General features: G+C 73.5%; 11 protein-coding genes. 3 read left to right on the top strand and 8 right to left on the bottom strand.

The genetic code is table 11. The features are described 5' to 3' along the window. Positions 1-273 (bottom strand): winged helix-turn-helix transcriptional regulator (locus NBZ85_RS21130; protein WP_261562461.1); only part of this gene is annotated, 273 nt, incomplete at its 3' end. An 84-nt stretch (positions 274-357) separates the two neighbouring features. Here NBZ85_RS21130 and NBZ85_RS21125 point away from each other — a divergent pair. Further along, complete coding sequence (locus NBZ85_RS21125) at positions 358-1,062, top strand: nitroreductase family protein (RefSeq protein WP_261558296.1); 705 nt, start codon at positions 358-360, stop codon at positions 1,060-1,062. Between the two features lie 4 nt (positions 1,063-1,066). Here NBZ85_RS21125 and NBZ85_RS21120 read toward each other — a convergent pair whose 3' ends face one another. Next, a complete protein-coding gene (locus NBZ85_RS21120; RefSeq protein ID WP_261558294.1) occupies positions 1,067-2,692 on the bottom strand; it encodes an MFS transporter in 1,626 nt (541 codons plus the stop codon). A gap of 126 nt (positions 2,693-2,818) precedes the next feature. On the opposite strand from NBZ85_RS21120, the gene NBZ85_RS21115 reads away from it, so the two are divergent. Both NBZ85_RS21115 and NBZ85_RS21110 read left to right on the top strand, forming a co-directional pair. Further along, positions 2,819-3,427: a TetR/AcrR family transcriptional regulator gene (locus NBZ85_RS21115; RefSeq protein WP_261562460.1), complete on the top strand. Its 609-nt coding sequence runs from the start codon at positions 2,819-2,821 to the stop codon at positions 3,425-3,427. A 183-nt stretch (positions 3,428-3,610) separates the two neighbouring features. Further along, a complete protein-coding gene (locus NBZ85_RS21110; RefSeq protein ID WP_261558292.1) occupies positions 3,611-4,339 on the top strand; it encodes a DUF4184 family protein in 729 nt (242 codons plus the stop codon). 99 nt (positions 4,340-4,438) lie between these two features. Here the strand turns inward: NBZ85_RS21110 and NBZ85_RS21105 are convergent, their stop codons facing one another. From NBZ85_RS21105 to NBZ85_RS21080, 6 genes are all read right to left on the bottom strand, one after another. Next, positions 4,439-4,819: a hypothetical protein gene (locus NBZ85_RS21105; RefSeq protein ID WP_261558291.1), complete on the bottom strand. Its 381-nt coding sequence runs from the start codon at positions 4,817-4,819 to the stop codon at positions 4,439-4,441. Continuing rightward, positions 4,816-5,319 carry a hypothetical protein gene (locus NBZ85_RS21100; protein ID WP_261558290.1) on the bottom strand — a complete coding sequence of 168 codons (504 nt, stop codon included), beginning with the start codon at positions 5,317-5,319 and terminating at the stop codon, positions 4,816-4,818. The genes NBZ85_RS21105 and NBZ85_RS21100 overlap by 4 nt, the downstream gene beginning before the upstream one ends. Positions 5,320-5,323: 4 nt before the next feature. Further along, the gene (locus tag NBZ85_RS21095; protein ID WP_261558289.1) at positions 5,324-7,423 is read right to left on the bottom strand and encodes a PEP/pyruvate-binding domain-containing protein; all 2,100 of its coding nucleotides are present in this window, start codon (positions 7,421-7,423) and stop codon (positions 5,324-5,326) included. A gap of 58 nt (positions 7,424-7,481) precedes the next feature. Further along, positions 7,482-8,237 carry a phosphatase PAP2 family protein gene (locus tag NBZ85_RS21090; RefSeq protein ID WP_261558288.1) on the bottom strand — a complete coding sequence of 252 codons (756 nt, stop codon included), beginning with the start codon at positions 8,235-8,237 and terminating at the stop codon, positions 7,482-7,484. 85 nt (positions 8,238-8,322) lie between these two features. Further along, positions 8,323-9,069, bottom strand: a complete 747-nt coding sequence (locus NBZ85_RS21085; protein WP_261562459.1) for an SDR family NAD(P)-dependent oxidoreductase — start codon at positions 9,067-9,069, stop codon at positions 8,323-8,325. Between the two features lie 100 nt (positions 9,070-9,169). Further along, on the bottom strand, positions 9,170-10,126 hold the full coding sequence (locus NBZ85_RS21080; protein WP_261558299.1) for a bile acid:sodium symporter: 957 nt from the start codon (positions 10,124-10,126) through the stop codon (positions 9,170-9,172). Positions 10,127-10,255 lie beyond the last annotated feature (129 nt).

The following is a 10,255-nucleotide window of genomic DNA, read 5'->3' as shown; positions in this document are numbered from 1 at the left end:
GGCTCGGAGATGTGTATGAGAGACAGGGGGGATGGTGGGGTGCATCGTGCGGGTGACGAACCCGTCGGATTCCAGGGCGCGCAGCGTCTGGGTGAGCATCTTCTGGGAGACGCCCTCGATGCGGCGGGCGAGCTCGGTGTAGCGCATCGTGGCGTCGCGCAGCAGCGCGTCGACGATCAGTACCGTCCACTTGCCGGCGATGTGGTCGAGGACCTGGCGGGTCGGGCACTTCGCGCAGAAGGCGTCCGCGGGCAGGCCCGAGGACTCGACCATGGTGCGATCATCCATGCGGGAGAGAGTAGCGCACCATTTAGTGCCTTCTTCCGAATGGAGAGCCACTCCCCGACAGTGAGTGCCATGACGCAGCTCCTGCCACCCGGACCCGCCGTCGGTCTCGTTCCGTCCACCCTGCCGACCCTGTCGGTTGCGGACGCGATCCGGACCCGCCGCACGGTCCGGCACTACCGGCCCGACCCGATCCCGGCCGCCACCCTCGACGCCCTGCTCGCCCTGGCCATCGAGGCGCCCACGTCCTGGAACCTGCAGGACCGTTCGATCGTCGTCGTCAGCGACGAGGCGGGCCGGGAAGGTCTCCTGCGTGCCACCGGCGGGCAGCCGCAGCCGGCCGAGGCCCCGGTCGTCCTCGTCTTCGTCGCGCAACCGCAGGCCTGGCGCGCCGACCGGGCCGACATCTACGACCAGGCCCGCCGGGCCGGTGCCTGGTCGGAGGACTTCATCGCCATGTTCGCGGCCGCCGCCGACGACTTCCAACACGGCCTGGAACGGCGCGGCCTGCTGCGCGAGTATGCGATCAAGGATGCGATGATCGCTGCGACCTACGTGCTGCTCGCCGCCACCGAGCTGGGTCTGGCCAGCTCACCGATGAACGGCTGGGACGAGGCCGCCGTGAAGGAGACCATCGGCATCGCCGACCGCGACGACCTCGCCATCGCCCTGCTGATCGCCCTCGGCCATCCCGCGGAGGAACGCCGCCACCCCGGCCGGCGTCCCGTCGAGCACAACGTCTTCCATCAGCGTTATCGGCGCGCCGACGGGACGTGAAGCTTCAGTTCCCGTCGAAGGCCGCGGCCGCATCGGCCCCATCGGCCGCATGGGCCGCCTCGGCCTCGGTGACCGCCGCCGGACGGCCGGTGCGCAACAGGAGGGCCACGGCGACCGCGGCCACGGCGGTGGCGACCGCACCGCCGAGGAAGGCGACGTGCATGCCGTCGACGAAGGCCGTGCGGGCGTGGCTGGCGGCCGGTTCACCGAGGTGGGCGGCGACCCCCAGCGAGGAGCGGGCCTTCTCGACGAGGGCCGACGGGACGGCGGCGGGCAGGGCCAGGTGGTTGCGGTAGGTGGCGCTGAGCAGGCTGCCGAGGACGGCGATGCCCAGGGCGCCGCCGAGCTCGCGGGACAGGTCGTTGACGGCGGAACCGACGCCCTGCAGCGCCGGCGGCAGGCTGTCGGTGATGGCGGTGGTCGCCGGGGTCATCGCCAGGCCCATCCCGAGGCCGAGCGGGTACAGCCCGGCCAGCAGCAGCCAGTAGGGGCTGTCCTGGCCGATCCGGGACAGCACCACCATCCCGGCGGTGATCAGGACCAGTCCGGCGACGCAGCAGGCGCGGGCGCCTACGGCGGCGGCGACCTTCGGGGCGAAGCGGGCGGCGGGTATCAGCCCGGCCGTCATCGGCAGCACGCTGACCGCGGCGACGAGCGCGCTGTCCCCGCGGACGAGCTGCAGGTACTGCATGATCACGAAGATCATCCCGAAGAAGGCGAAGAACTGCAGCAGGATCGAGACGGTGCCCGCCGCGAACGCCGGCCGGGTGAACAGCCGCGGGTCCAGCAGCGGCGCGCGGGTGTGCAGTTCCCACGCGACGAACCCGACCAGCAGCACCACCCCGATGCCGAGCCCGGTCAGCGTGGCGGCGCCGAGCCAGCCGTGCTCGGGCGCCTCGATGATCGAATAGACGAGGGCGCCGAGGCCCGCGACCGAGATCACGGCGCCGACGACGTCGAGCCGCGGGCCGTCCGGGTCGGCGGAGTCGGGCACGAACCGCCAGGTCCCCAGCGCGGCGGCGGCGGCGAGGATGACGCCGAGCACGAACACCGAGCGCCACGACCATGCTTCCAGCAGCAGGCCGGAGGTGAGCACCCCGACCACGGCGCTGGCCCCGGCCACCGCCGCCCACACGCCGACCGCGGCGGCCCGCCGTTCCCGCGGGAACGTTCCGGTGATCGTCGACAGGGTCGCCGGCATCACCAGCGCCGCGCCGAGCCCGAGCACGCAGCGCAGGCCGATGAGCGCCGTCGCGCTGCTCGTGAACGGCGCCGCCGCCGAGCCGGCTCCGAAGATCAGCAGTCCGATCAGCAGGGCGCGGCGCCGCCCGAACCGGTCACCCAGCGCACCCGCCGGCAGCAGCAGCGCGGCGAAGACCAGGCTGTAGGCGTCGATGATCCAGGACAGCCGGGTCTGTGAGGCGTGCGTGTCGGCGGCGATCGAGGGCAGGGCGACGTTCAGCGACGACATCGCCGAGATGACCGTCGCCAATGCCACGCAGGTGACGACGAGCACCCGCGTGTGATGGACGGGCGGCCCCGCCGCCGCCAATCCGTCCGCCGCCAATCCGTCCGGGGTCATGGCCCCCGCGGGCGTGTCCGGTGCGGCTTCCGCCGCCGATGTGGTCATGTCGGCTCCTCCAGCTCGGTGCGGTTCAGCTCGGTGTGCTGGTGGAACTGTGGCGGCGGCGTCCGTAGTTGTTCAACCGTGATGAATTCTTCGCCGCGGCGCGGGCGGCGGCCCGGCAGTCCCGACGTGCGGGCCCAGATCCTCGCCGTGGCCCGGGACCGGTTCCACCGCGAGGGCTACGACGGCGTCACGATGCGCTCGCTCGCCGCGGACGTGGGCGTCGACGCGGCGCTGATCAGCTACTACTTCGGCTCCAAGCGCGGCCTGTTCGCCGCCGTCCTGGATGTCTCCGTCCACCCGGCGGACGTCCTGGCCAAGCTGCTCGAAGGCGACCTGGAGACCCTGCCCCAGCGGGCGGTCCGCACCCTGGTGATGGTCTGGGACCAGCCGGAGATGGGGATGCCGCTGCTGTCCGCGGCCCGCGCGGCGGTCGCCGATCCGGAACTCGCGGCACTCATCCGCCGCGGCCTGCACCGTGAGCTGATCGACCAGCTGGCCGACCGGATCGGCGGCGCCGACGCCCGCCACCGCGCCGGCACGTTCGTCGGCCAGATCGGCGGCCTGGTGTTCACCCGCTACGTCCTGGCCGTCGAACCGCTCGCCTCCATGACCGCTGATGAAATAGTCCGCACCCTCGGCCCCGCCCTGCGCACCACCCTGTTCGGCCCCGTCGCCATCCCCGCCCGCCGTCCGCACGTCGCCGGCGGCTCTGCCCGCGGGCCGGCGCCCAGGTAGAGGACCGAAAGCCTGCCGTCGCCCAGGCGGTGTCGGAGATTGGCACTGGGGGGTGTCGGAGACTGGTAGTGGCGGATGCGGGCGCACAGAGCCCGTTGCCTCGCAGTGGTCGTCGTGATCGAACCCGTTGTTCTTTCCTGCAGCATAATTCGGGGCAGCGCAGCGGTTCGGGGGAGGAAACGGTTGCCGTTCACGTTGAGTCATCCTGCGGCGGTGCTGCCACTGCGGCGGCTCGGCCTGCCGATGAGCGCGATGGTGGCCGGATCGATGGTTCCGGACGTGCCGGTGTTCCTCGAGTGGCCGCAGCTGTACCGGCTCACGCACAGCCTGCTCGGCGTGGTGACGGCCGGTCCGGTGCTGGCGCTGGTCGCGCTGGCGGTGTGGTTCAACCTGACCCGCGATGCCGCGGTCGAGCTGGCGCCGGATTCGGTCCGGCTGCGGCTGGCTCCCCGAGTTCGGCTCACGGGACGCCAGTGGCTGCTGGCACCGGTGGCCGCGAGCGTCGGAGCCGTGACGCATGTGGTCTGGGACGACTTCACCCACCAGCAGCGGTGGGGCGTTCGGCAGGTGGCCTGGTTGAGCGCCCAGCACGGCGCCCTGCCCGGGTACAAGTGGCTCCAGTACGGCATGAGCGTGGCCGGGCTGGTCGTCGTCGCGGCGGCGATCGCCGCCCACCTGCGGGCGTTGCCACGAGGGCCGCGGCGACCACGTCGGCACCCGTCGGAGTCGGTGGTCCTTCCGGTGGCGGTATTCCTCGCTGCGGGGGCCGGCGCCGCCGCCGGCCTGGCGAACGTGTCACACGGGCTGCATGCCGTCGCCTTTCGTGGCGCCGTCACCGGCGTGATGGCGCTGGTAGCCGGGTTGCTCCTCGTCGCCGTCGGATGGCAGGTGGCAACGCGGACATCGGCATGACGAGCGCTGAACCGGGCCACCCGTCCCGGTCTCGACCTCGCTCCAGTGATCATGGTGTTCCCGCGGAACCGCGCGCCGTGTACAGGAGACGCAGGAAGCTCAGGCGGCGCCGGAGTGCATGCTGACGACGTTGCCCTTGACGTGGTTGACGACAAGATCCTCCAGGCAGCCGCGCAGGCGGCGGCGGGTGTCCTTCGGCAGGGAGGGGTGCAGCACGGCCCGGAAGGTCCGCTCGCCTGCCGGGATCGGCTCGTCCTCGCCGGTCCAGCCGATCGTGGCGATGCAGGTCTGCCACAGGGCCGTCGCGGCGAAGCTGTCGCCGTGCCCGAAGTCGTTGTCCTTGATCTTGAACAGGACGGTCGTCTGTGCCTCGACGCCGGCGCCGCCGTGGTACTCGGTTGCCTCCTGGAGCAGGTGCACCCCGCCGAGGACGACCGCGACGGCGACGGCGAACACGAGCAGCGGGCGCAGCGCCTTCATCGCGGGCTGGTCGGCTGGCGCAGCAGGCGCAGCGGATCTGCCGAGTCGTCGAGCAGGCCACCCGGCGGCGGGCCGAGCCTCGCCATCGTCGCGGCGACCCCGGGGTCGGCGGCGCTGCCGGCGGTCGCGCGGGCCAGCCGCTCCACCACCCAGGCCAGGCCCGACAGCAGCAGCCCGGCGCCCATGAGGATCGGGATGAACACCGGTGCGGACGAACCGTCGGGGCGCAGCCAGTCGAACACCGCCGTGCGCTGCGGCGGGGCCTCCCGCAGCCGGGCCTCGATGCGCCGGCGCCGCTCGGGGCTCGCCTGCGCGGTGGCGGCAAGCCGGCCGATGCGCTGCCACAGCGTCACCCCGACCAGCATGACCTCGACGGCGATGAAGATGACCCCGCTGGTCAGCGCCCGGTTCCACTCCCACCGGTACAGGTAGACGAAGAAGTAGGCCCCCGAACCGATCAGCGTGATCGCGGCGATCCCGGGAACGACGAATCTCCTCATGCGCTCAAACCCCGCTCTCGGCGGGCTCGGCGCCGGCTTCGGTGTTGCCAGCTTCGGTGCCGCCGGCTTCGGTGCCGCCGGCCTCGACGCGTTCCACCTCGCCGGCGCTGCCGTCCACGATCACCTCGTCGCCGTCGGCGAACGTCGTCGTGGCGTCGGCGACGCCGATCACGGCGGGGACGCCGTACTCACGGGCGAGGATCGCGAGGTGGCTCAGCGGGCTGCCGGTCGTCGACACCAGGCCCGCCAGCTCCGGCAGCGCGCTGGCCAGCGCCGGATCGAGCGTGTCGACGACGAGGATCCGGCCGGCGGCGTCGGACGGGTCGTGGGTGACCGTGCCGCGGGCCCGCCCGGGGCTGACCCCCTGGGTGGCGCCGGCGTTGCGGCCCGCCGCGACGATGCGCCCGTCGGCCGACAGCCGGAACGCGGCGGGCAGGGCCGCACCGCGGGCGGCGGCCGCCTGCACCGGGACGGACGCGGCGAGGTCATGCGAGATCGTCAGCTCCCGCAGCCGGTCGAGTGTCAGATGCCGCACGTCGGCGGGATGGTGCAGCTGGCCGTGGCGGGCGAGGCGCCGGCCGAGTTCCATCGCCGCCTGCGCGGTCAGCTCGTGCAGCCAGCGGGCCCGCAGCCGGACCGCCTCGCGGGCCACCGCGACCGGGTCGTCGCCTTCGCCGGTGGGCAGGCGCACGTAGGCGGGGGTCGGCGGCAGGGCACCCGGGCCACCGATGGCTGGTGGGATCAGCGCCAGGCTCTCGGGATGGCGCGCGACGATCTCCGCGTCGGTCATCCCGTCCTCCCGGGCGCGGGAGACGGCGGCGAGCGCCACGGCGGCCCCGGTCGTCGCGGTCGCCCGGGCGTCGAGGAAGAACCCGGCGAGCACCTCGTGGGCGTGCACCCCGCGCAGCGTCGTGCGCGCGTTGGTGAGCAGCAGGTGGAGCTGGTGGTCGGTGAGGGTGGCGGGGGCCGGCACCGCACGCAGGTCGGCGTCGACCTCTTCGACGAGGTCGCCGACGATCGCGGGGAAGGCGCCGCGCAGCCGGCCGAGCCGCCAGGCCGCGCGCAGCCGGCGCATCCCCGGCCGCGGGTCCAGCGGCATCCACCACCGCCGCCGCGGCCTGATCACGCCCAGGGCCTCCAGGTCGACGGCGACCCGGCCCTCGACGTCGATGACGAACCGGCGGCGCAGGTGGCCTCGGCCCGTCGCCCCGGACAGCTGCAGCGCCTCACGCAGCCCGTCCTCCAACGGCGGCACCCACAGGTCCAGTTCGAGGTGGGCCAGCGGCTCGGGGAACGTCTCGGCCACCGGGCCGGGGCCGAAGACCCGGCCGTGCGCGACGGGTACGGCCGCCGTGATCGGCCGGCTCTGCAGCAGCCGCAGCGTGCCGTCCGGCTCGATGAGCCATTCCATGTCCTGCGGGGCGCCGAAGACCCGCGCGGTGCGCCGGGCGAGGCGGGCGAGCTGGCCGCGCTGGCGGGCGTGGACCGCCGCGGGGACCGTCCCGTCGACGGACTTCAACCGCCCGCGCCGGGTCAGCAGCAGCGAGGTGCCGGTGACCTGGCCGCTGACGATCGCCTCGGGCAGCCCGTCGGTCATCGACACCAGGATGCGGGAGCGGCTGCCGGTCAGCGGGTCGAGGCCGAACATCACTCCGCCGACGCGGGCCTGCGCCATCGGCTGGACCAGCACGGCGATCGGGGCGTCCACCGGGCCGACGCCGGCCGCCGAGGCGACGACCTTGCCGACCGCCTCGGCGAAGGCGTCCCAGCCGGTGACGTGCAGCACGGACAGGTACTGGCCGGCCATCGACGACGACGCCGAGTCCTCCGCCACGGACGACGAGCGCACCGCCAGCGGCCGGCTCCCGTCGTCGCTGAGCTCCTGCCACCGCTCGTGGATCGCGTCGCCGTGGGCCGGCTCGGCCCCGCCGGGCCGACCGGTCGCCGCGGTGGTGACGACGAAGCCGGGGATCACCGGCAGCCCGGCGCGGGCGGCGACGGCGAGGTTGGCGGCCTTCGCGCCGACGAGGGCGGTGTCGCTCGCCGTCGGCTCGTCCAACCGGACGACCAGCGGCCCGGGGGCGATCGCGTCGTCCTTTGGCATCGATCCCCCCACACCTCACCTGTCCCTTAGCGGACGAGGCTACCCAGATGGGCGGGGTTCAGCGGGGTGAGGCGAGATTCCCCTCACCGCGGCGGCAGGCGAGCCGGTCGTGGGCGCGGTGGAAGACGCGGTCGACTCCGGCGAGCAGCAGCACGGCGAAGATCGTGCCGGCCACGACGTCGGTCGGCCAGTGCACGCCGAGGTACACCCGGGTCGACCCGATCGCGGTGACGACCACGCACGATACGGCGATGCTCGCCCGCCAGGCCCGCCGCGACGACGTGTACAGCGAGATCACGATCGGGACCATGCCCCACAGCGCCGCGGCGGCCATCACGTGGCCGCACGGGAAGGACGGGCCGACCCCGGCGACCATCCGGTCGATGTTCGGCCGCGGCCGGTCGACCAGCGCCTTCGCGGTGAACTCGACCAGCGGCCGCAGGGCGGTGACGGCGAGGACGGTGGCGCCGACCGTCCGGCACCGGGCCCAGGCGACCAGCCCGAGCAGCGGGCCGAGGGTGTAGACGACCCGGGAGCTGCCGAGGAACGACACCCGCCGGACGATCCAGTCCAGCGTGCCGGTGCGATGGGCGATGACCCAGGATTCGATCGGGGAGTCGAGATGGCCGACGACGAACCCGTTCGCCCAGTGCACGGTCACGGCCATCACGGCCAGGATCGCGGCGAGGACGGCCAGGCGGCGCCGGCCCGGGACGAGCACCGGGGCGGCCGAGGTCGGAACGTGCCGCCGGCCCTCCAGGAAGGCCGGGGCCGGGAGACGGGGGGACTCGAGGACTTCGGTCGTGACAGTCATTAGCACAAGAGCGTATAAGCCCGTTCCCCGGGTGTCTCGGCCACGGCCGGTGCGATCATGGCGCACCGGCCGTCCGTGGCGGCGGTCAGTCCCACATGAGACCGCCGTCGATGAGCAGGGAGTGGCCGGTGATGAACCCGGCCTCGTCGGAGAGCAGGTAGGCGACGGACCCGGCGACCTCCTCCGGGGTGCCGATGCGCCCCATCGGGACGAGGGAGGCCCATTCCGCCTGCTGCTCCGGGCCGTAGCCGGCCAGCCCCTCGGTGAGGATCGTGCCGGGGCAGACGGCGTTGACGCGGATGTTGCGCCGGGCGTACTGCAGCGCCGCGTTCTTCGTCAGGCCGACGACGCCGTGCTTGGCGGCGGTGTACCCGGCCATCGACGGGGCGTTCTTCACCCCGGCGTTGGACGCCATGTTCACGATCCGGCCGTGGCCGGCGTCGACCATGTGGCCGAGCTCGGCGCGCAGGCAGAGGAACACGCCCCGCAGGTCCACCCCGAGGACCCGGTCCCAGTCCTCGATGGGCAGCAGGTGCAGGTCCGTCGGCGCGTGCGCGACGCCCGCGTTGTTCACGGCCATGTCCAGGCCGCCGAGCACCGACACGGCGGTGTCGAACAGCTCGGTGACGCTGGCGGGGTCGGCGACGTTCGCCGCCACGAAGCTCGCCTTCCCGCCCTGGTCGGAGATCCGCTGGACGGTCTCCTGACCGCCCTTCTCGTCGATGTCGGAGACCACGACCTGCGCGCCGTCGGCGGCCAGCCGCAGCGACACCGCGCGGCCCAGACCCGAACCCGCACCCGTGACGACGACTCCCGCTCCATCGAATGACATGACCACTCCCTCGTGACCGTCCCCCGTGAACGTTGTTGCCCTGCACATTTATCCTGCTCGGAAAGGACGTACCTACCCGTTCGTGCCATCGTCTGTCTGCTCACATCGCCGGCCCGGACGGCCGTCCGGCGCGTTCGGCGGGCAGCAGGCGGGGGACCGCCCGGACGTAGACGATCATGCCGAGGACCTCGACGAGGGTCTGGGTGACGACGGTGGCGGCGGCGATCGCGAACCGGTCGGGCAGCGACAGGGCCAGCGGCAGCACGACGAGCGAGTTGCGGGTGGCCCCGCTGAACACCACCGCCCGGGCGGCAGGGACGTCGAGGCGGAACAGCCGGGCGACACCGAGCCCGGCGAACGCCATGACGACGAGGAAGGCCACGTACGCGGGCACGACGGCGGCCACCTCGGCGAGGTCGTCGTCGATCTTCGGGGTCTGCGATGCGACCACAGCGCCCAGGACGACGACCATGAGCGGCACCATCGCCGTCCCGGCCGCCCCGGCGAACGCCGCGCCCGCGGGCCGGCGCGCGGCCCACGCCTGCACCGTCCAGGCCAGCGCGAGCGGGACGACGATCAGCCCGCCGAACGCCGCGAGGAACGGGCCGATCTCGACGACGTCGGCGAGCCCCGGGCCGAGGAAGGCCAGCAGGAACACCGGCAGCAGCAGCATCTGCGCGGCCAGCAGCACCGGCGTGGCGGCCAGCAGCGCGCCGGCGCGGGCGCCCGCGAGCCCGCTGAACACGATCACGTAGTCGACGCACGGGCACAGCAGAACGAGCAGCACGCCGAGCCGCACGGCCCGCTCGTCGGGCAGGAACGGCAGCATCGCGGCGACGACGCCCGGGACGACGACGAAGTTCACGGTGAGCACCGCGGCGAGGAACCGGCCCGCCCGCAGCGACCGCACCAGCTCGGCCGCCGGCACCTGCAGGAACGTCACGAACAGCAACGCCCCGAGCGCCGGGTTGATCGCCCGCGCCAACCCCGGCCCGGCGCCGGGTAGCGCCAGGCCCGCGACCGCCCCGGCGGCGATGGCACCCAGGTAGATCGGCACCTGCCACCGCTCCAGCGCCGCGGCGATCCGTTCCCGCACCGGTCCCCTCTCCGCCAGGTGTGCCGTCCCCACGCCGTTGTACCGGCGGCGGGTTTCAGGTGAGGTCGTCGACGGGGACCGGCGGGCGGG

Source organism: Frankia tisae, from assembly GCF_025403405.1.
In the GTDB taxonomy this organism is placed as follows: domain Bacteria; phylum Actinomycetota; class Actinomycetes; order Frankiales; family Frankiaceae; genus Frankia; species Frankia tisai.
The sequence above is the reverse complement of the archived record's forward strand: the minus strand, read 5'-3'. Positions and strand labels throughout refer to the sequence as shown.

Coding starts and splice junctions, on each gene's coding strand:
- NBZ85_RS21125 (WP_261558296.1), top strand. CDS start 358: ATGACGCAGCTCCTGCCACCCGGACCCGCCGTCGGTCTCGTTCCGTCC.
- NBZ85_RS21120 (WP_261558294.1), bottom strand. CDS start 2,692: ATGACCACATCGGCGGCGGAAGCCGCACCGGACACGCCCGCGGGGGCC.
- NBZ85_RS21105 (WP_261558291.1), bottom strand. CDS start 4,819: ATGAAGGCGCTGCGCCCGCTGCTCGTGTTCGCCGTCGCCGTCGCGGTC.
- NBZ85_RS21100 (WP_261558290.1), bottom strand. CDS start 5,319: ATGAGGAGATTCGTCGTTCCCGGGATCGCCGCGATCACGCTGATCGGT.
- NBZ85_RS21095 (WP_261558289.1), bottom strand. CDS start 7,423: ATGCCAAAGGACGACGCGATCGCCCCCGGGCCGCTGGTCGTCCGGTTG.
- NBZ85_RS21090 (WP_261558288.1), bottom strand. CDS start 8,237: ATGACTGTCACGACCGAAGTCCTCGAGTCCCCCCGTCTCCCGGCCCCG.
- NBZ85_RS21085 (WP_261562459.1), bottom strand. CDS start 9,069: ATGTCATTCGATGGAGCGGGAGTCGTCGTCACGGGTGCGGGTTCGGGT.